General features: G+C 57.7%; 19 protein-coding genes. 10 read left to right on the top strand and 9 right to left on the bottom strand.

Translation table 11 applies throughout. The features are described from left to right. Positions 1 to 37: 37 nt before the first annotated feature. The 3 genes from purC to dapA form a co-directional block, all read right to left on the bottom strand. Positions 38 to 751: a phosphoribosylaminoimidazolesuccinocarboxamide synthase gene (purC, locus tag DBY73_RS05875; RefSeq protein ID WP_112010261.1), complete on the bottom strand. Its 714-nt coding sequence runs from the start codon at positions 749 to 751 to the stop codon at positions 38 to 40. A gap of 109 nt (positions 752 to 860) precedes the next feature. Continuing rightward, on the bottom strand, positions 861 to 1895 hold the full coding sequence (bamC, locus tag DBY73_RS05870) for an outer membrane protein assembly factor BamC (protein ID WP_112010260.1): 1035 nt from the start codon (positions 1893 to 1895) through the stop codon (positions 861 to 863). A 16-nt stretch (positions 1896 to 1911) separates the two neighbouring features. Continuing rightward, positions 1912 to 2790 (bottom strand): 4-hydroxy-tetrahydrodipicolinate synthase, encoded by an 879-nt coding sequence (gene dapA / locus DBY73_RS05865; protein ID WP_112010259.1) that lies wholly within the window; start codon positions 2788 to 2790, stop codon positions 1912 to 1914. A gap of 145 nt (positions 2791 to 2935) precedes the next feature. On the opposite strand from dapA, the gene DBY73_RS05860 reads away from it, so the two are divergent. Then, positions 2936 to 3505, top strand: a complete 570-nt coding sequence (locus DBY73_RS05860) for a glycine cleavage system transcriptional repressor (RefSeq protein ID WP_112010258.1) — start codon at positions 2936 to 2938, stop codon at positions 3503 to 3505. Further along, on the top strand, positions 3505 to 3975 hold the full coding sequence (gene bcp / locus DBY73_RS05855) for a thioredoxin-dependent thiol peroxidase (RefSeq protein ID WP_014171119.1): 471 nt from the start codon (positions 3505 to 3507) through the stop codon (positions 3973 to 3975). The genes DBY73_RS05860 and bcp overlap by 1 nt, the downstream gene beginning before the upstream one ends. Positions 3976 to 4072: 97 nt before the next feature. Here the strand turns inward: bcp and DBY73_RS05850 are convergent, their stop codons facing one another. Further along, positions 4073 to 5137 (bottom strand): AI-2E family transporter, encoded by a 1065-nt coding sequence (locus tag DBY73_RS05850; RefSeq protein WP_112010257.1) that lies wholly within the window; start codon positions 5135 to 5137, stop codon positions 4073 to 4075. 219 nt (positions 5138 to 5356) lie between these two features. Here DBY73_RS05850 and bepA point away from each other — a divergent pair, with 219 nt between their 5' ends. Continuing rightward, the gene (gene bepA, locus DBY73_RS05845) at positions 5357 to 6820 is read left to right on the top strand and encodes a beta-barrel assembly-enhancing protease (RefSeq protein ID WP_112010256.1); all 1464 of its coding nucleotides are present in this window, start codon (positions 5357 to 5359) and stop codon (positions 6818 to 6820) included. Positions 6821 to 6838: 18 nt separating this feature from the next. Then, entirely contained in the window at positions 6839 to 7195 is a 357-nt protein-coding gene (gene arsC / locus DBY73_RS05840; protein ID WP_112010255.1) for an arsenate reductase (glutaredoxin), read from the top strand. Here arsC and DBY73_RS05835 read toward each other — a convergent pair whose 3' ends face one another. After that, positions 7196 to 8020, bottom strand: a complete 825-nt coding sequence (locus tag DBY73_RS05835) for an XRE family transcriptional regulator (protein WP_112010254.1) — start codon at positions 8018 to 8020, stop codon at positions 7196 to 7198. Between the two features lie 146 nt (positions 8021 to 8166). Here DBY73_RS05835 and celB point away from each other — a divergent pair, with 146 nt between their 5' ends. From celB to DBY73_RS05820, 3 genes are read left to right on the top strand one after another with little or no spacing between them, the layout of a single operon-like run. After that, positions 8167 to 9486 carry a PTS cellobiose transporter subunit IIC gene (celB, locus tag DBY73_RS05830; RefSeq protein ID WP_112010253.1) on the top strand — a complete coding sequence of 440 codons (1320 nt, stop codon included), beginning with the start codon at positions 8167 to 8169 and terminating at the stop codon, positions 9484 to 9486. Positions 9487 to 9489: 3 nt separating this feature from the next. Then, positions 9490 to 10446, top strand: coding sequence for a N(4)-(beta-N-acetylglucosaminyl)-L-asparaginase (locus DBY73_RS05825; RefSeq protein ID WP_112010252.1), 957 nt, complete (start codon positions 9490 to 9492; stop codon positions 10444 to 10446). Further along, a complete protein-coding gene (locus DBY73_RS05820) occupies positions 10446 to 11867 on the top strand; it encodes a leucyl aminopeptidase family protein (RefSeq protein ID WP_112010251.1) in 1422 nt (473 codons plus the stop codon). The genes DBY73_RS05825 and DBY73_RS05820 overlap by 1 nt, the downstream gene beginning before the upstream one ends. 80 nt (positions 11868 to 11947) lie before the next feature. Here the strand turns inward: DBY73_RS05820 and DBY73_RS05815 are convergent, their stop codons facing one another. The 4 genes from DBY73_RS05815 to DBY73_RS05795 form a co-directional block, all read right to left on the bottom strand. Next, complete coding sequence (locus tag DBY73_RS05815; RefSeq protein WP_220092922.1) at positions 11948 to 12649, bottom strand: DnaA inactivator Hda; 702 nt, start codon at positions 12647 to 12649, stop codon at positions 11948 to 11950. 220 nt (positions 12650 to 12869) lie between these two features. Then, positions 12870 to 14159, bottom strand: a complete 1290-nt coding sequence (gene uraA / locus DBY73_RS05805; protein WP_112010249.1) for a uracil permease — start codon at positions 14157 to 14159, stop codon at positions 12870 to 12872. Positions 14160 to 14245: 86 nt separating this feature from the next. Continuing rightward, positions 14246 to 14872, bottom strand: coding sequence for a uracil phosphoribosyltransferase (upp, locus tag DBY73_RS05800; RefSeq protein ID WP_040074548.1), 627 nt, complete (start codon positions 14870 to 14872; stop codon positions 14246 to 14248). A gap of 225 nt (positions 14873 to 15097) precedes the next feature. Continuing rightward, positions 15098 to 16528 carry a 6-phospho-beta-glucosidase gene (locus DBY73_RS05795; RefSeq protein ID WP_112010248.1) on the bottom strand — a complete coding sequence of 477 codons (1431 nt, stop codon included), beginning with the start codon at positions 16526 to 16528 and terminating at the stop codon, positions 15098 to 15100. Positions 16529 to 16794: 266 nt separating this feature from the next. Here DBY73_RS05795 and purM point away from each other — a divergent pair, with 266 nt between their 5' ends. The 3 genes from purM to ppk1 all read left to right on the top strand — a co-directional run bounded on the left by purM (position 16795) and on the right by ppk1 (position 20735). Beyond that, positions 16795 to 17832 carry a phosphoribosylformylglycinamidine cyclo-ligase gene (gene purM / locus DBY73_RS05790; protein WP_112010247.1) on the top strand — a complete coding sequence of 346 codons (1038 nt, stop codon included), beginning with the start codon at positions 16795 to 16797 and terminating at the stop codon, positions 17830 to 17832. Next, a complete protein-coding gene (purN, locus tag DBY73_RS05785) occupies positions 17829 to 18470 on the top strand; it encodes a phosphoribosylglycinamide formyltransferase (protein WP_112010246.1) in 642 nt (213 codons plus the stop codon). The genes purM and purN overlap by 4 nt, the downstream gene beginning before the upstream one ends. Positions 18471 to 18674: 204 nt before the next feature. Further along, positions 18675 to 20735: a polyphosphate kinase 1 gene (ppk1, locus tag DBY73_RS05780; protein ID WP_112010245.1), complete on the top strand. Its 2061-nt coding sequence runs from the start codon at positions 18675 to 18677 to the stop codon at positions 20733 to 20735. The last annotated feature ends 1 nt before the right edge of the window (position 20736 follow it).

Below are 20736 nucleotides of genomic sequence, written 5' to 3'. Positions count from 1 at the left end.
GCCCGAGGATTCGATTGTCCTCAGGCGCCGGAGTGCGTTAGTCGAGCTTAACGCCTAAACGGTGAGCAACGGCTTCATAGGCTTCAATCAGCCCGCCCAGGCTCTGGCGGAAACGGTCTTTGTCCATTTTATCCAGCGTTTCTTTATCCCACAGGCGGCTGCCGTCCGGAGAGAACTCGTCGCCCAGCACCACTTCGCCTTTGTACAGGCCGAACTCCAGCTTAAAGTCCACCAGGATCAGGCCCGCATCATCAAACAGCTTTTTCAGCACGTCGTTTGCCTTGTAGGTCAGCTCCTGCATGCGCGCCAGGTTCTCTTTGCTCACCCAGCCGAAGGTTTCGCAGTAGGATTCGTTGACCATCGGGTCATGCATGGCGTCGTTTTTCAGGAACAGATCGAACAGCGGCGGGTTGAGCTCGATCCCTTCTTCGATACCCAGACGCTTCACCAGGGAGCCCGCGGCGCGGTTACGAATGACGCATTCCACCGGCACCATATCCAGCTTTTTCACCAGACATTCCGTATCGGACAGCAATGCTTCCATCTGGGTTGGGATACCCGCTTCGGCCAGCTTCGTCATAATGAAGTGGTTGAACTTATTGTTCACCATCCCTTTACGATCGAACTGTTCAATGCGCGCGCCGTCCCCTGCTGACGTATCATTGCGGAACTCGAGCACCAACAGATCCGGGTTCTCCGTGCTGTAAACGGTTTTCGCTTTGCCACGATACAACTCAGCTTGCTTCTGCATCTTCATTACTCCTGGTGTGATGATTTGTGTTCAAAACTGGGCATATTATGCCACGCACACGTTTGCGTAGCACGAAAATAAAAAGGGCTGGATTAACCAGCCCTCACATTTATTTGTTGAACGCAGCCTGGAAGACCGCCACCAGCGCATCGTTCTGCGACTGGGTCAACGTGTGACCTTTCGGATCGATGAACTGCAGGCTACTGCGGTTATCAAGGTCGCCGACCTGAATTTTGTAGTCACCAGCGGCCAGTTCTGGATCGCTTGCGCCCAGCTCCTGCCACGCGCTGTCGGACAGCGGCTTGTAGGTGGCCGTCATGCTACCCGTAGAACGGGTGCTGTCGGACACCTTCATGCCCACTTTTTCCAGCGTTGCAGGCAGCTTCTGCCAGGTCTGGTTAAACGGTGCGCGCACTACCAGCATTGGCAGACCGGTATCGTCGGCCGCGCTCTGGACATCAAACGTTGTCCCGCTGCGGTTCTGGGCCGCGTTCGCGGCGTCGGTTGCGTTTTTATCGAGACCGGCGGCAATGACGTTCAGCATTTCAGTGCTGTAGCGCTGCATAGCGGACGCGTCGGCAACCGGTTTACCCGCCTGCTCAAGGTTCAACAGCTTGACGGTTACCGCCTGCTGGTAGCCCTGTGGCTTAACGGAGACCTGATAGCGACCTCGGTACTGCTGGTCTTCATCCAGACGGTTCCAGTCGATCCAGTCCGTGGTTAACGTCTGGCTGGCGTCGTCACGTTTATCAATCGCGTAATTTTTCGATTGAATCACGCTGACAACCTGCGGCCACAGCGAGGTGCCGCGCGCGCTTTCGACCATCAGAGACGCCGTGTCACCGGTGAACTGGGTGCGCGCTCCGCTCACCAGCGCCAGAGGCTGTGCCGGTGGACGAATATCAAGCGCTTTTCCGACCGGACCGCTGCCGTTGGTCACGGGGATGTTGTAGTCGCCGTTCTGAATCGGCAGGATCATGCCAGCAGGGGCGTGAAGTTCAGCAAGCGGCGTCGCATCCAGATAGGATTCGTCACCGCTCACCTGGCGCTTGTAGCGCGAGTCTGAACTACAGGCAGCGAGCAGCATAATAAGCGAAACACCCGCAACCTTCGCCAGGCGCGACTTCTGTACTGAATAAGCCATCAAATCTCCCTAAACTTTACAGCAAACCGGCATGTTTCAGCGCGCCAGTGACGATGTCGCGACCGTGGTCGGTAATCGGCGTCATTGGCAGGCGCAGCGTATCGGTTGCTACAAGTCCCAACTCCTTACATGCCCATTTCACTGGGATCGGATTGGGTTCGACAAATAATTTATTGTGCAGCGGCATCAGACGCTGATTAATCACGCGAGCGTCATCAAAGTGACCGGCCGCCGCGAGCTTGCACATCTCGGCCATATCACGCGCTGCAACGTTGGCAGTGACGGAGATTACGCCGTGACCGCCTAACTGCATGAAGTCCAGCGCAGTCGCATCGTCGCCGCTCAGCAGGATAAAGTCGTCTGAAACCAGCTCTTTGATCTGATGAACGCGGCTTAAGTTCCCTGTCGCCTCTTTAATCCCGATAATATTTTTTACTTTCGAGAGACGGCCAACGGTTTCCGGCAGCATATCGCAGCCGGTGCGGGACGGCACATTATACAGGATTTGTGGCAAGTCAGTATGTTCAGCGATGGCTTTGAAATGCTGGAACAGACCTTCCTGAGTAGGACGGTTGTAATAAGGGGTTACCGTCAGGCAGCCAACAATGCCGCTGTCGTTAAAACGTTGAGTCAGGCTAATGGCTTCTGCGGTGGCGTTAGCGCCCGTTCCGGCGATGACAGGAATACGTCCGTCAGCCAGTTCCAGGGTCAGCATCACCACGTCACCGTGTTCTTCGTGGCTCAGCGTTGCAGATTCACCGGTAGTCCCTACCGAAACGATCGCCGAGGTTCCGTTGGCGACATGGTAATCAATGAGCTTCTTCATGCTTGACCGGCAGACATTACCTTTTTCATCCATCGGTGTAACAAGCGCGACAATACTTCCCGTGAACATGGGCCATCCTCTGTGCGAACAAGAGCCTCAATGTTACGTTTGTCACTGTAATAAAAGCAAGCGACCTGAGGCCCTCAGGCGGTTGTATGCATGTTTTTTTTATGCTTTCCTTAGGAAGACTTAACCAAGCAAAGGAAGAACGGGTTTGACAACCTCATCACAACATTACCTGGTTATCACCGCGCTGGGTGCCGACAGGCCGGGTATCGTGAACACCATTACCCGCCACGTAAGCAGCTGCGGCTGCAACATTGAAGACAGCCGTCTGGCTATGCTTGGCGAAGAGTTCACCTTTATCATGCTGCTTTCCGGAACATGGAACGCCATCACGCTGATTGAATCGACCCTGCCCCTGAAAGGCGCAGAGCTGGATTTGCTGATCGTAATGAAGCGCACCACCGCGCGACCGCGTCCGGCGATGCCTTCTACCGTCTGGGTGCAGGTTGAAGTGCCTGACTCTCCGCATCTCATTGAACGCTTTACCGCACTGTTTGATGGCCACGAGATGAATATCGCCGAGCTGGTTTCCCGAACGCAGCCGGGTGATGAAAACGCGATTCCCACGCTGTTTATTCAAATTACCGCTCACAGTCCTGCCTCACAGGATGCATCAAATATCGAACAAGCGTTCAAAGCCCTCTGTACAGAATTAAACGCGCAGGGCAGTATAAACGTCGTAAATTATTCGCAGCATGAACAGGATGGAGTTGAGTAATGAACCCACTGAAAGCCGGTGACATCGCACCGAAATTTAGCCTGCCGGACCAAGACGGCGAGCAAGTAAATTTGACCGACTTCCAGGGACAGCGTGTTCTGGTCTATTTCTACCCGAAAGCCATGACCCCAGGCTGCACCGTGCAGGCCTGCGGCTTACGCGACAACATGGATGAGTTGAAAAAAGTGGGTGTGGAAGTGCTGGGCATCAGCACCGACAAACCTGAAAAGCTGTCCCGCTTTGCTGAAAAGGAGCTGCTTAACTTCACGCTTCTCTCTGACGAAGATCATCAGGTCTGCGAGCAGTTTGGCGTCTGGGGCGAAAAGACCTTCATGGGCAAAACCTACGACGGCATTCACCGCATCAGCTTCCTGATTGACGCTGACGGCAAGGTTGAACACGTGTTTGACGACTTCAAAACCAGCAACCACCACGACGTGGTGTTGAACTGGCTGAAACAAAGCGCCTGATAAACAGCAAAACGGCAACCCAGGTTGCCGTTTTTCATGTTTTCGCCCTCAGCCCTGTGGGAGAGGGCCGGGGTGAGGGCATCAGGCCACACACGCTCTACTTCTCTTCCACCGCAGGAACATCCGGCCACGCGTGAACCACGGCTTTGATAAGCGTTGCCAGCGGAATGGCGAAGAACACGCCCCAGAATCCCCACAGCCCGCCAAAAATCACCACGGATAAAATAATCACCAGCGGATGCAGGTTCACCGCCTCGGAAAACAGCACCGGCACCAGCAGGTTGCCGTCCAGCCCCTGAATGATCAGATACACCGCAAAGCAGCTCCAGAACTCGGTGCCAAGACCGAACTGGAACAGCGCGACGCCCACCACCGGAATGGTCACCACAAAGGCGCCGATGTACGGAATCAGGACCGACAGCCCCACCAGCACCGCCAGCAGCAGCGAATAGTTAAGCCCGAAGATCAGGAAGCCAATCCACGTCGCCACGCCGACCACAATCATCTCCAGCACCTTACCGCGAATGTAGTTGGTGATCTGCTGGTTCATCTCTTCCCACACCTGCCCCGCCAGGCCTCGGTTGCGCGGCAAAACGCGGCGCACGGCGTTAAGCATCTGCTCTTTATCCTTGACGAGGAAAAAGACCATCAGCGGCACCAGCACCAGATAAACCGCCAGCGTCAGCAGCCCCACCAGCGAGGCCAGAGAGTATTTCACGACCGAGTCGCCCATCGTCATAATGCGGGCGCGCATGTTTTCCGCCATCGCGTCGATAATCCCGGCGTCCATCAGCGCGGGATAGCGGCGCGGCAGCGTGGCGGCAAAGTCAGAGAGCTTGTTCAGCATGCCTGGCATGTCGCGGATCAGGTAAATCCCCTGCTGCCAGGCAACGGGCATCACGACGAATGACATCAGCAGTAAAATCCCGACGAACAGCACCAGCACGATGCTGGTCGCCCAGCGGCGGGAGCAGCCGACACGCTCAAGCCTCGCCGTTGGCCACTCCAGCAGATACGCCAGCACAATCGCCACCAGCAGCGGAGCCAGCAGGCCGCTAAAGAAGAAGAGAATGCCGAAACCGGCAACCAGAATAACCAGCAGAGCAATGGCTTCCGGGTCGCTAAACCGGCGGCGATACCACTGCATTAACATTTCGAGCATGCAACCCTTCCCTGAACTGACGGCGGAATGGAAAGAAGGAATTGTATCTAACTGTCACAGAAATGCCTTTCCTTTTTAACGATGCGTCACGAATTGCAAAACCCCGATCATCGGGATTTTCTTCACGCCCCAACACGGCTACACTCGCAGGGCAGTGGAGATGAACGTTCGACGGGTTCGTCGGTCAAATTAGCACATCCAAAATACAGGACAGTGGTTATGTTCAGGCAGTTGAAAAAAACGCTGGTTGCAACACTTATCGCCGCACTGACGGTGGGTCAGGCGATGCCCGCCTTTGCGGACTCGGCCGATTCATTGCCGGATATGGGCACCACGGCAGGAAGCACGCTCTCCATTGGCCAGGAGATGCAGATGGGTGATTACTACGTTCGCCAGCTGCGCGGCAGCGCGCCGCTGATCAACGATCCGCTGCTGGTACAGTACATTAACGGCCTCGGCATGCGCCTTGTCGCCCACGCCGACTCGGTGAAAACCCCCTTCCACTTCTACTTAATCAATAACGACGAAATCAACGCCTTTGCCTTCTTCGGCGGCAACGTGGTGCTGCATTCGGCGCTATTCCGCTATTCCGATAACGAAAGCCAGCTGGCGTCGGTAATGGCGCACGAAATTTCGCACGTGACGCAGCGCCACTTGGCGCGCGCCATGGAAGACCAGAAGCGCAACGCTCCCCTGACCTGGGTCGGCGCGCTGGGATCGATTTTGCTGGCGATGGCCAGCCCGCAGGCGGGAATGGCGGCGCTGACCGGCACCCTGGCAGGTACGCGCCAGGGCATGATCAGCTTTACCCAGCAAAACGAACAGGAAGCGGACCGCATCGGCATTCAGGTCTTACAGCGTTCGGGCTTCGACCCGCAGGCGATGCCGAGCTTCCTTGAAAAGCTGCTCGATCAGGCGCGGTACTCCACGCGTCCCCCGGAGATTTTGCTGACGCACCCGCTGCCGGAAAGCCGCCTGTCGGACGCGCGCAACCGCGCCAACCAGATGCGCCCGGTTGTCGTGCAATCCTCGCAGGATTTCTTCCTCGCCAAGGTCCGCACCCTCGGCATGTATAACTCCGGGCGTAACCAGCTCACCAGCGACCTGCTTGACGCGCTGGCCAAGGGTAACGTGCGCGAGAAGAACGCCGCGCAGTACGGCCAGGCGCTTCAGGCAATGGAGGCCAGCAGGTACGACGAAGCGCGCAAAGCGCTACAGCCGCTGCTCTCCGCCGAGCCAAACAACCCGTGGTATCTCGATCTTTCCACCGATATCGATCTGGGGCAGAAAAAAGCCGCCGACGCGATTAATCGTCTGAAAGGGGCGAAAGATCTTCGCAATAATCCGGTGCTTCAGCTCAACCTGGCGAATGCTTACCTACAGGGCGGGCAGCCCAACGAGGCGGTCACCATCCTGAACCGCTACACCTTTAACAATAAAGACGATCAGAACGGTTGGGATCTGCTGGCGCAGGCCGAGGGGCAGCTGGGCAATCGCGATCAGGAGCTGGCCGCGCGCGCAGAAGGGTTAGCCCTGGCCGGACGGCTGGATCAGGCCATTTCCCTGCTGAGCAGCGCCAGCTCGCAGGTCAAGCTCGGCAGCCTGCAGCAGGCGCGCTACGACGCGCGAATCGATCAGCTGCGCGGCTTGCAGCAGCGCTTCAAGCCGTACGAAAAGATGTAATAAAGGAGACGTTTAGTCATGACAGACGCGGTAAAAATCTACCACAATCCACGCTGCTCAAAGAGCCGCGACACGCTCAGCCTGCTGAAGTCTAACGGCGTTGATCCTGACGTGGTGCTGTACCTTGAGACACCGCCGGACGCGCAGACAATTCAGCAGCTCCTGCACATGCTGGGCATGGGCAGCGCGCGCGAGCTGATGCGCCAGAAAGAGGACCTGTACAAGGAGCTTAACCTGAGCGATGCCCATCTGACCGAAGCGCAGCTGGTTCAGGCGATGATTGATAATCCAAAGCTGATCGAGCGCCCTATCGTGGTGGCAAACGGCCAGGCGCGCATTGGTCGCCCGCCGGAAAGCGTGCTTGAGATCCTCTGATTAATCCCCGCGCCGCAGCGCCTCCAGAAAGGCCTGCGGCGTTCTCTCTCCCAGCTTTTTCTGCGCTTTTCCCCGGTTGTAGCATTCGCACAGGTTTATCAGCAGCGATCCGAGCGCCTGCGCATTCACGTGCGGAACAATCTCGGCTAACGGCAGCGCCACCTGAACGGTTCTCCGCTTTTCCGGATGCGCGTTCACGGCGACGCTTCGCTCCGCCAGAGTGACTTCAAAACCGAAAGTCTCAAGAGATTGTATATCAGCCGGACAGGCCTCCAGCAGCGCCTTCGTCCAGTTATCCAGCAGCGGCTGCGATACGCCCGCATACAATCGGGCATAGCACCAGCCGCTGATCGGCTCGCGCGCCCATAGCAGATGCTGCTCACCACCGTCATCCATGTGCAGCGACAGCGGCACGTGGTGCAACGCCAGCGCATGCGGCCTGACGCCGGCCTTTAACGCCTTCACGCCCTGCAGCGGTGCCCCCTTCTGTTTCACCGCCGCGGGCTTCAGGTAGCGGTTAAGCGTCGCCCGCGAAACGGCAATCCCTAGCCCGTCGTTGACCAGATGCAGCAGCTCGTCCAGCGGCGCGCCGGTCGCGTCGCGCAGGGCATTGATCAGCATCACCTGTTCTTGTCTCAGCGCTTTGTGTATCACCCTGGGCGTAGTCTGATTATCAGAAACCTGCCTGCGGTTGCGCCAGCGCCGCACCGTCGTTACGGAGATCCCCAGCTCGACGGCAAGCTCTCTGTCGCTTTTATCCGACTGCTGAAGGTAGCGCCGGACCCGCGGCGTGGTGGTGGCATTGGCGTGCAGTTTAATTTCCATCGGTAAATTCCGTTAACTAATCTTGTGAGATTTACAGTGTTAAGGCGAATGCTTTGTGACCGATTTCACCTTTCGCCCGCCGCGCTTCACTGATAATCCACAGACATAACACAAACAACGCCACTCAATCTTGTACGGAGTTCACAATGAACAATGTTCTGGGATTTCTAGAAGCAAAACTGATGCCCCTGGCGGCCAAAACGGCCCAGCAGCGTCATCTGGGGGCCATTCGCGGCGCCTACGTTTCATTCATGCCGTTTATCATCGTCGGCTCGATACTGCTGGTGATCTCCTCGTTTCCAAATCAGGCCTACCAGCAGTTTATGTCTCAGGCCTTTGGCGCGAGCTGGAGCGCCATCATCGAAATTCCGTTTAACGCGGTATTCTCCACCATGTCGCTGTTCATCAGCTTCCTGGTGGCGTTTCGCCTGGCGGAACACTACGGCGAGGACCGCATCTCCTGCGGCATTCTGTCGCTGGTCGCTTTCCTGATCCTGACGCCGTTCATCAAGATGGCGGAGAACGGCGGCATCACCGTGATCCCCGTTGAATGGATTGGCAGCAAAGGGCTATTCGTCGCGATGATCGGGTCGCTTCTTTGGACGGAGCTGTTCTGCTGGCTAAAGCGCAAAAACCTGGTGATCAGCATGCCGGACGGCGTGCCGCCTGCGGTGCAGGAATCTTTCGCCGCGCTGATCCCGGCGCTGCTGGTGATGATTCTGGTGCTGTTAATCCGCATCGTCTTTGAAAACACCCATTACCACACCATCCATCAGTTTATTTATGAAGTGGTCGCTACGCCGGTGCGCCACTATGGCACCTCCTATTTCGGCGCGCTGATGACGGTGTTCAGCATCACGATCCTGTGGTCAGTGGGCATTAACTCAGGGTCGATGATCAACGGCATTATCCGTCCGCTGTGGATGGAAAATCAGACCGACAACATCGCCGCTATTCAGGCGGGCGTCACGCCGCCGCACATTATCACCGAGCAGTTTTTTGACATGATCTGGATGGGCGGCGCGGGCGCAACGCTGTCGCTGGTGATTGCGATGCTGATTTTCGCCCGCAGTAAGAACATGCGCGAAGTGGCTCGCCTCGGCGCGGGCGCGTCGGTGTTCAACATCAACGAGCCAATTCTCTTCGGCCTGCCGGTGATCATGAACCCGATCATGCTCATCCCGTTCAACCTGGTGCCGCTGGTGCTGGTCAGCGTGCAGTACGCCGCAATGAAAATTGGCGCGGTCGCCGTCACCACCGGGGTCTTTATCCCGTGGACGCTGCCGCCCGTCATCAGCGGCTTTATCGTTACCGGCCATCTGAGCGGCAGCGTTATGCAGCTCATCAACCTGCTGATTGGCGCCATGCTGTACCTGCCTTTCATGCGCATTCTGGATAAACAGTACCGCGCCGCGGAGATTGCCACCGTGACGCAGCCCGATACCACCCTTGCAAAACAGGAGTAAAGCATGTGGGGAATTATCGCCACCTGGCGAATGGCGCTGGAAGGCGTCACGGAATCCGCGTCTGCCCTTTCAGCAGGGAAGCCGGTCGCCGACGCGGTGGTTGACGCCGTCGCGGCGGTAGAAGACTTTCCGTTTTATAAATCCGTCGGCTACGGCGGCCTGCCCACCGAGAACGGCGAGGTGGAGCTGGACGCGGCCTATATGGACGGCGACACACTCGCGTTTGGCGCCGTGGGGGATCTGGTGGATATCGCCAACCCGGTGCGCGTGGCGCACGCGCTAAGCCGCCAGCGCTACAACAGCCTGCTGGTCGGCCAGGGTGCGCGCGAATGGGCGCTGAGCCAGGGCTTTGCCGATAAAACCATGCTTACCGACCGCGCCATGCAGCACTACCGCAAGCGCTGCCGGGAAACGCTCGATAAGGGCTTGAGCCCGTATGACGGCCACGACACGGTCGGGATTATCGGCCTTGATAAGCGGGGGTCGATGAGCGTCGCCACCTCCACCAGCGGCCTGTTTATGAAAAAGCGTGGCCGCATTGGCGATTCGCCGATTATCGGATCGGGCTTTTACTGCGACAGCGAAACCGGGGCCGCCACCGCCACGGGCGTCGGCGAAGACCTGATGAAAGGCTGCACCAGCTATGAGATCGTCCGCCGAATGGCCGGAGGCATGTCCCCTCAGCAGGCGGCAGACTCGGTGGTGTTTGAGCTGGAAGATAAGCTGATGTCGCGCTTCGGCCGCGCGGGGGATCTCTCCGTCGTCTGCATGAACAGGCAGGGCGAGTTCGGCGCGGCGACTAACATCAAAACCTTTTCATTCGTCGTCGCCAGCGCGCGCCAGCCGCTGACCGTGTTTCGCGCCGAACGCCAGCGAGAAAAAACGCACTATCAGCCCGTGGATGATGAGTGGATGCAGGCCTACGCCGAGCGCATCCGCGCGCCCATCGAGGAGCAATAATGATGAACTGGCAACTGATTACCGAACTTTCAGACGCCGAAGCGCACAGCCATCTGATTGCCCGTGCGGACTCGGCGCAGCTGCCGGAGACGCCGCTCGTCGCCGAAATGCGCCAGCAGGGAAGCGTCGCCGACGCCCGGTTTGGCTGCGCGCCTTTTGCCCGCATCACGCTGCTGCCGGACGTGCTCTGGCACGATAGCCTGACCGAGGGATTACTCACCGCGCTGCGCCCGCTGCTGGCCTCCCCCGCCAGCGAGAGCGTGGTGATTGACGTGACGAACGTTGACGACACCGTGCTGGCGCAGCTGCTGCGCTTTCTCTTCAATCAGGCGCATCGCCTTGCGGACCTTCAGCTGAAAAAAGCAGATGCCTCCACCGTGCGCCTTCGCCATATCTCGGCGCTTTGCCTGCCCGAGCAGCGGGAGAGGCTGACGGACGTTTTCAGGCATCAGCACGCCATCGCCGAAGGCATGATTGCCGCCAGGCAGCTGGCGGATCTGCCGTCCGACCGCTGCACGCCCCAGTTTGTTGTCGAAGAAGCACAGCGGCTGTGCGCGGCATTCCCTACCCTGCGCTGCGAGGTGCTGGATGAAAAGCAGATCGTCGATGGAAGCCTTGGGCTGCTGCACGCCGTGGGTAAAGGGGCGACCTGCCCGCCCCGGCTGCTCGCTATTCATTATGACGGAGCGACTGAGGGTCAGGTGCGCTGCTACGTGGGCAAAGGCATTACCTTCGACACCGGCGGACTGTGGCTGAAGGAAGGCGCGGGCATGTACACCATGAAGTACGACATGTGCGGCGCGGCGAACGTTCTGGGATTGATGCTCACCGTCGCCGGGCTGGGCCTGCCGGTGCGCATCATGGGCGTGCTGGCGCTGGCGGAAAATGCCATCGGCCCGGACGCCATGCAGCCGGGCACGGTTGCGCGCGCCTGCAACGGCCTGACCGTTGAAATCAATAACACCGATGCCGAAGGGCGGCTGGTGCTGGCCGACGCCATCGCCTGGGCCAGCCAGCGCCATCCGCAGGCGCGCTATATCATTGATATGGCAACCTTAACGGGCGCGGTGGTGAAAGCGCTGGGGTATGAGCTGAGCGGCCTGATGACCCAGGACGAGCCGCTGCGCCAGGCGCTCGTCGAGGCAGGGAAGCGCTGCGGCGACGAGGTGTGGTCCCTGCCGCTGGACGCGAGGCTGAAAAAGCAGACCGAGAGCGCGATTGCCGATCTGTGCAATACGCCGACCAATAACGCGGCGATCAGCGCCTCGGCGGCCTGGCTGCTGCACCATTTCTGCCCGCCGACGATCCCGTGGGCGCATCTGGACATCAGCGGCACGGCGCTGTGGCGGGAAGGCGGCAGAAGCGTGGCGTCGGGCCGGCCGATTCCGCTGCTGGTAGAGCATCTGATGGGGGATCTTTAAGCCCGGCGGCGCTATGCTTACCGGGCCTGGTGGGGCACTATGCAGGCCGGGTAAGGCGCAGCCGCTACCCGGCAAAAAACTTAAAGCTTAAGGATATCTTTCACAAACGGAATGGTCAGCTTGCGCTGGGCGGTTATTGAGGCGCGATCGAGCTGATCGAGCGTATCAAACAGCGTGCGCATCTCGCGATCCAGGCGCTTCAGCAGGAAGCGCCCCACGTCCTCGGGCAGCTCAAATCCGCGCTGCTTTGCGCGCAGCTGCAGCGCCTGGAGCTTATCTTCGTCGGAGAGCGGCTGTAGCTTGTAGATTTGCCCCCAGTCCAGGCGAGAGGCCAGATCCGGTAGCCCAAGGTTAAGCTGGCGCGGCGGACGATCGCCGGTGATCAGCAGCCGGGTTTTGCCCGACTCCAGGATGCGGTTGTACAGGTTGAAGATCGCCATTTCCCACGGCTCATCCCCCGCCACGCACTCGATATTATCGATGCAGACCAGTGAGAGATGTTCCATTCCCTCAAGCACCTCCGGCACGAACCAGGTACGCTTGTCCAGCGGCACATAGCCCACCGCGTCACCGCGAGCGGAAAGCTCCGCGCAGGCGGCATGCAGCAGGTGGCTGCGCCCCGCGCCTTCGCGTGACCAGATGTAGATGTATCCGCTGTGATCCTGGCGCAGCACGTTTTGCAGTGCAGCCAGTAAAGAGGGGTTATCGCCCGGCCAGAAACTTGAGAAAGTTTCATCGTCAGGGAGATAAAGTGGCAGAGAGAGCTGTGCCGGTCCGTTCAGAAATACCTCAACCAGATCTGACTAAAAATCGGCAACGAGTTTAACACGGAACCCGCAAGGAGAGAACCGGGCGGATCGTCCACCCGGTTTACACGTCATCCTTCAAGCTGTCTCTGCGTTGGCTGCGTCCGCTCACCCCAGTCACTTTCTTGAGTAAGCTCCCGGGGATTTCTCAGACTTGCCGCCTTGATGCAGCTTGAATGATTTAGTGTATATCCGATCAATGTGGCGCTTTTTCGCTTTCGTCAGCGTCCAGTACCACCTCTTCCGGGCGGATCACCGAGATCAGCTTGAAAATCAGGCTCAGGCCCACGCCGACGATGGTCGCCAGCGCCATGCCTTTCAGCTCCGCCGCACCGATGTGCACCTTCGCGCCGCTCACGCCGATAATCAGAATGACCGAGGTGAGGATCAGGTTTTGCGCTTTGCTGTAATCCACTTTCGATTCGATCAGCACGCGGATACCTGAGGCGCCGATCACCCCGTACAGCAGCAGGGAGACGCCGCCCATTACCGGGACCGGGATGATCTGAATCGCTGCCGCCAGCTTGCCCACGCAGGAGAGCAGAATGGCAATGATCGCCGCGCCGCCAATAACCCAGGTGCTGTAGACGCGGGTAATTGCCATCACGCCGATATTCTCGCCGTAGGTGGTATTGGGGGTTGAGCCAAAGAAGCCGGAGATAATGGTAGAGAGGCCGTTGGCAAACATAGAGCGGTGCAGGCCCGGATCGCGGATCAGGTCACGCTTCACGATGTTCGCCGTCACCACCAGGTGGCCGACGTGCTCGGCAATCACCACCAGCGCGGCGGGCAGGATGGTGAAAATAGCGAACCATTCGAAGCGCGGGGTATAGAAGGTTGGCAGCGCAAACCAGTGCGCTTCTGCAATCGGCGTGGTATCAACAACGCCCATGGCGAAGGAGAGCGCATAGCCCGCCAGCACGCCGATTAGGATCGGGATAATCGCCATAAAGCCGCGGAACAGGACCGAGCCGAATACCGTCACGCCCAGCGTCACCAGCGAGATGATGATGGTTTTGGAATCCGGTGATTGTCCGTCTGCGGGCAGCAGTCCGGCCATATTTGCGGCTACGCCTGCAAGCTCGAGGCCGATAACGGCAACGATTGCGCCCATCGCCGCAGGGGGAAACATCACGTCCAGCCAGCCCGTACCGGCTTTCTTCACGATGAAGGAGACCAGGCAGAACAACACGCCACACATAATAAAGCCGCCCAGCGCCACTTCATAACCCAGCGGCAGCAGCAGCAGCACCGGCGAGATAAAGGCGAAGCTTGAGCCGAGATAGGCCGGAATTTTGCCCTTGCAGATAAAGAGGTAAAGCAGCGTGCCGACGCCGTTGAACAGCAGAACGGTGGCCGGGTTGATGTGAAACAGGATTGGCACCAGCACGGTTGCGCCAAACATGGCGAACAGGTGCTGCAAACTAAGCGGGATCGTCTGTAAAAGCGGCGGTCTTTCACTCACCCCGATAGCACGGCGCGTCATAGTGTTTTCCTCTGAGATGGTTAGTTATGTGTGTTTTATTCAAAAAAAAGCCGACTCTCAAAGTCGGCTTATTTATCGTTATTCGATTATTTAGTACCAAAGATCTTATCGCCGGCATCGCCAAGCCCCGGGATAATGTACCCGTGCTCGTTTAGCCCCTGGTCGACGGAGGCGGTATACAGCTCTACGTCCGGGTGCGCTTTTTCCAGCGCCGCGATACCTTCAGGCGCCGCAACCAGCACCAGCACCTTGATGCTGCTGCAGCCCGCTTTTTTCAGCAGGTCGATGGTGGCGATCATTGAGCCACCGGTTGCCAGCATTGGGTCAACCACCAGCGCCATACGCTCGTCGATGTTAGAGACCAGCTTTTGGAAGTACGGGACCGGCTCGAGGGTTTCTTCGTCACGGTAGATCCCGACCACGCTGATGCGCGCGCTCGGCACGTGCTCCAGCACGCCTTCCATCATGCCCAGACCCGCGCGCAGGATTGGCACAACGGTGATTTTCTTACCCTTAATCTGCTCAACCTGTACCGGACCGTTCCAGCCTTCGATGGTCACTTTTTCGGTTTCCAGATCGGAGGTTGCTTCGTAGGTCAGCAGGCTGCCCACTTCAGAAGCCAGTTCGCGAAAACGCTTCGTGCTGATGTCATGCTCACGCATCAGGCCCAACTTGTGTTTAACGAGTGGGTGTTTCACTTCCACAATCTTCATTCTCTTTCTCCTCTGAGGTGGCATCCGCAAAAAAATCGCGGGATTATACCGCTTTTTTCTGATTAGGCCATACCCATGTTGCTTGACGGCGATCAATCAAAATGGTTTAGACGTAAAAAAACCGGAGGGCAAGCTCCGGCCTCGTGTACGTTTTTGTCGGTTGGCGCTGACGCTTACCCGACCTACAATCTCGACAGGCCCGGTAAGCGCAGCGCCAGCGGGCAATTATAGCTGCTCGCCGTTGCTGGCTATCACCTGCTTATACCAGTCGAACGACTTCTTCTTGCTGCGGTTCAGCGTGCCGTTGCCCTCGTTATCTTTATCGACAAAGATAAAGCCGTAGCGCTTTTTCATTTCGCCCGTGCCGGCAGAAACGAGGTCGATACAGCCCCACGGGGTGTAGCCCATCAGATCAACGCCGTCTTCCACCACCGCTTTTTTCATCTCGCGGATGTGCGCCGCAAGATAATCAATGCGGTACTGGTCGTTCACCGTGCCGTCGCTCTCCTGCACGTCGATGGCGCCAAAGCCGTTTTCAACGATGAACAGCGGCAGCTGGTAGTGATCCCAGAACCAGTTCAGCGAGTAGCGCAGGCCAACCGGGTCAATCTGCCATCCCCAGTCGGATTTCTGCACGTACGGGTTGGAGACCAGGCTTTTGCTCTCGTCGTAGTCGAGCTGCGGGTTGTCCGCCGTCGCTTTTGTGGTGAAGGACATGTAATAGCTAAAGCCGATGTAGTCCACGCAGCCCTGCTTCAGCGCGGCTTTATCCTCTTCGGTGATATCCAGCGCAAAGCCGCGGCGGTCGAAATAGTTGAGCAGGTGCTGCGGATACGCGCCGCGCACGTGAACGTCGGTGAACCAGTAGCGGCGGTGCATGGCGTTCATCGCCATCATCATATCGTCCGGCGCGCAGGTCAGCGGGTAGATGGGGCACATGGCGATCATGCAGCCGATTTGCAGCGAGGGGTTAATCTCGCGCCCTGCCTTCACGGCCAGCGCGCTGGCGACCAGCTCGTAGTGCGCCGCCTGGAACATGACCGGCTCGCGGTCTTCACCCGGCGCGTACTTCAGTCCGGAGTTGGTAAACGGCGCAAAATCTTCGTGGAAGTTGGCCTGGTTATTGATTTCGTTGAAGGTCATCCAGTACTTCACCTTGTGCTGATAGCGCTGGAAAACCACTTTTGCGAAGCGAACGAAGAAGTCGATCAGCTTGCGGTTGCGCCAGCCGCCGTATTCGGTGACCAGATGGAAAGGCATTTCGAAGTGAGACAGGGTAATAACCGGCTCAATGCCGTGCTTCAGGCACTCGTCGAACAGATCGTCGTAGAATTGCAGGCCCGCTTCGTTTGGCTCCTGCTCATCCCCTTTCGGGAAGATGCGCGTCCATGCGATAGAGGTGCGGAAGCATTTGAATCCCATCTCGGCAAAAAGCTGGATATCTTCCTTATAGCGATGGTAGAAGTCGATGGCTTCGTGATTCGGGTAATTTTTCCCTTCCAGCACGCCCGCGGTGATTTCGCGCGGCACGCCGTGTGCGCCCGCCGTCATCACGTCGGCAACGCTGACGCCCTTGCCGCCCTCTTTCCAGCCGCCTTCAAGCTGATGCGCGGCAACGGCGCCGCCCCAAAGAAAACCTGCTTTGAATCCTGACATTCTCATTCCCTCATTCTGCGTTATTTTCTGCAAAAACAGCTACAGAAACCGGTTTCAGGATGATGATGTTCAAAGGGATAACAGGTTGCAAGCAGAATACCGAAACCGGTTTCATTTCCGTGAACGGAGTCAACTTTGGCAGCCGTAACAACGCGCTCAGAAAAAAAATAACGCCTTCCCATAATAGGCTCGCAAACGTTTGCCTGGACTGTTAGAATTGCGCCGATTTTTCTTACAAGCTATGCAATCGCGTGGGGACTTTAGCCGTGACCAACAAAACTTCTCTCAGCTACAAAGATGCCGGTGTTGATATTGACGCAGGTAATGCGCTGGTTGACCGAATCAAAGGTGTGGTGAAAAAAACCCGTCGCCCTGAAGTAATGGGTGGCCTGGGTGGATTCGGCGCACTGTGCGCGCTGCCGCAAAAATATCGTGAACCTGTGCTGGTCTCGGGTACTGACGGCGTAGGGACAAAACTGCGCCTGGCGATGGATCTTAAGCGTCACGACACCATCGGCATCGACCTGGTGGCGATGTGCGTAAACGACCTGGTGGTACAGGGCGCGGAGCCGCTGTTCTTCCTCGACTACTACGCGACCGGCAAGCTGGACGTGGATACCGCTGCCAGCGTGATCAACGGCATCGCCGAGGGCTGCCTGCAGTCGGGCTGTGCGCTGGTGGGTGGCGAGACCGCAGAAATGCCGGGCATGTATCACGGTGAAGATTATGACGTCGCGGGCTTTTGCGTCGGCGTAGTAGAAAAATCAGAAATCATCGACGGCAGCAAAGTGGCTGACGGCGACGTGCTGGTTGCCCTGGCGTCCAGCGGACCGCACTCTAACGGCTACTCTCTGGTGCGCAAAATCCTCGACGTCAGCGGCTGCGACCCGCAAACCACCGAGCTCGACGGCAAACCGCTGGCCGACCACCTGCTGGCGCCAACCCGCATCTACGTGAAAAACATCCTTGAGCTTATCGAGAATGTGGACGTGCACGCCATTGCCCACCTGACCGGCGGCGGCTTCTGGGAAAACATTCCGCGCGTGCTGCCGGATAACACTCAGGCCGTTATCGACGAATCCTCCTGGCAGTGGCCGTCCGTCTTTAACTGGCTGCAAACGGCCGGTAACGTGAGCGACCACGAAATGTACCGCACGTTCAACTGCGGCGTGGGCATGGTTATCGCATTGCCAGCGAGCGAAGCGGATAGCGCGGTTAAGCTGCTGAACGAGAAAGGTGAAAACGCGTGGAAAATCGGTACGATTAAAGCTTCCGATTCCGAACAGCGTGTGGTCATTGAATGAAAAACATCGTGGTGCTCATTTCCGGTAACGGAAGCAATTTGCAGGCCATCATAGACGCCTGCAGGCAGAAGAAAATCAATGGCACCATTCGGGCAGTGTTCAGCAATAAGGCCGACGCGTTCGGCCTTGAGCGGGCGCGGGAAACGAACATTCCCGCCCATGCGCTGGAGGCCAGCCAGTTCGCTGGCCGCGAAGCGTTCGACCGCGAGCTGGTGCAGGAGATTGATGCCTATGCGCCCGACGTCGTGGTACTGGCCGGCTATATGCGCATCCTCAGCCCGGCTTTTGTTGCGCACTACGCGGGGCGTCTGCTGAACATTCACCCTTCTCTCCTGCCGAAATACCCCGGCCTGCACACGCACCGTCAGGTGCTGGAAAATGGCGATGAGGAGCACGGCACCTCCGTGCATTTCGTTACCGACGAGCTGGACGGCGGGCCGGTGATCCTGCAGGCGAAAGTCCCGGTCTTTGACGGCGACAGCGAAGATGACGTGACGGAACGCGTACAGACGCAGGAACACGCTATCTACCCGCTGGTGGTAAGCTGGTTTGTCGACGGGCGTCTGGAGATGCGCGACGGCGCCGCCTGGCTGGACGGCGTGAAGCTGCCCCCGCAGGGTTATGCGGCAGAAGAGTAGTTTGTTATGTCGGGTGGCGCTGCGCTTGCCCGACCTACAGCGTGCATTACCCGATAGTCCCTTCCCCAACCCCCTAAAATCCCCAACAAAAAAAATAACTGTCATACTTTTCTGGCACTGTTGGACATATCGTGGAAATGCTCGCCATAATAAGGACGAGACGGATTTACCACGTCCTGTGATTGAACTGGAGTGTGAGCTGTAATGGGTCAGGAAAAGTTATACATTGAGAAAGAGCTTAGCTGGTTAGCCTTTAACGAGCGCGTACTCCAGGAAGCGGCGGACAAAACCAACCCGCTGATTGAGCGTATGCGCTTCCTGGGCATCTACTCGAATAACCTGGATGAATTTTATAAGGTTCGCTTTGCCGAACTGAAGCGGCGAATCATCATCAGCGAAGAGCAGGGTTTGAACTCGCACTCGCGCCATCTGCTCGGCAAAATTCAGTCCCGCGTCATGAAGGCCGATCAGGAATTTGATGGCCTTTATAACGAGCTATTGCTGGAAATGGCGCGCAACCAAATCTTCCTGATCAACGAGCGACAGCTCTCCGTCAACCAGCAAACCTGGCTGCGTCATTACTTCAAACACTATCTGCGCCAGCACATTACGCCGATTTTAATCAACCGCGAAACCGACCTGGTGCAGTTCCTGAAGGATGATTACACCTATCTGGCGGTGGAGATTATTCGCGGCGAGAGCATCAGCTACGCGCTGCTGGAAATTCCGTCCGATAAGGTTCCGCGCTTTGTGAACCTGCCGCCGGAAACGCCGCGCCGACGCAAGCCGATGATCCTGCTGGACAACATTCTTCGCTACTGCCTGGACGATATCTTCAAGGGCTTCTTCGATTACGACGCGCTTAACGCCTACTCGATGAAGATGACCCGCGACGCCGAATATGACCTGGTGCACGAGATGGAAGCCAGCCTGATGGAGCTGATGTCCTCCAGCCTCAAGCAGCGCCTGACCGCCGAACCGGTGCGTTTCGTCTATCAGCGCGACATGCCCGATGCGATGGTGGAAATGCTGCGCGATAAGCTGACCATCTCCCGCTACGACTCTATTATCCCCGGCGGGCGCTATCACAACTTTAAAGACTTCATTGGTTTCCCGAACGTGGGCAAAGCCAACCTGGTGAACAAGCCGCTGCCGCGCCTGCGCCATATCTGGTTCGATAAGTTCCGTAACGGGTTTGACGCCATCCGCGAGCGCGACGTCCTGCTCTACTATCCATACCACACGTTCGAGCACGTGCTTGAACTGCTCCGCCAGGCGTCGTTCGACCCGAACGTGCTGGCGATCAAAATCAACATCTACCGCGTGGCGAAAGATTCACGCATCATCGACGCGATGATCCACGCGGCGCACAACGGTAAAAAAGTGACCGTGGTGGTGGAGCTGCAGGCGCGCTTCGACGAAGAAGCCAACATCCACTGGGCGCGACGCCTGACGGAAGCGGGCGTACACGTGATCTTCTCCGCGCCGGGGCTGAAAATTCACGCCAAGCTGTTCCTGATCTCCCGTAAAGAGGGCGACGACGTGGTGCGCTACGCCCACATCGGCACCGGCAACTTTAACGAGAAAACCGCGCGTATTTATACCGACTACTCGCTGCTGACCGCCGATGCGCGGATCACCAACGAGGTGCGCCGGGTGTTCAACTTTATTGAGAACCCGTATCGTCCGGTGAGCTTCGACTATCTGCTGGTGTCCCCGCAGAACTCGCGGCGCCTGCTGTACCAGATGATCGATAAGGAGATTGCGAACGCGCAGCAGGGTTTATCGTCCGGGATCACGCTGAAGCTCAACAACCTGGTCGACAAAGGGCTTGTCGATCGCCTGTATGCGGCGTCCAGCTCCGGCGTGCCGGTCAACCTGCTTATTCGCGGCATGTGCTCCCTGATCCCAGAGCTGGAAGGCATTAGCGACAACATTCGCGTCATCAGCATCGTGGACCGTTACCTGGAGCACGACCGGGTCTATATCTTCGACAACGCGGGTGATAAGCAGGTGTACCTCTCATCCGCAGACTGGATGACGCGCAACATCGACTACCGAATTGAAGTCGCGGCTCCGCTTCTCGATCCGCGCCTGAAACAGCAAATTCTCGACATTATCGAGATTTTGTTTAGCGATACGGTGAAAGCACGCTATATCGACAAAGAACTCAGTAATCGCTACGTGCCGCGCGGCAATCGCCGTAAAGTGCGGTCGCAGCTGGCGATTTACGACTATATCAAATCACTCGAGCAACCTGATTAAC

The organism is Enterobacter sp. RIT418 (genome assembly GCF_003057745.1).
GTDB lineage: Bacteria > Pseudomonadota > Gammaproteobacteria > Enterobacterales > Enterobacteriaceae > Enterobacter.
The sequence above is the reverse complement of the archived record's forward strand: the minus strand, read 5'-3'. Positions and strand labels throughout refer to the sequence as shown.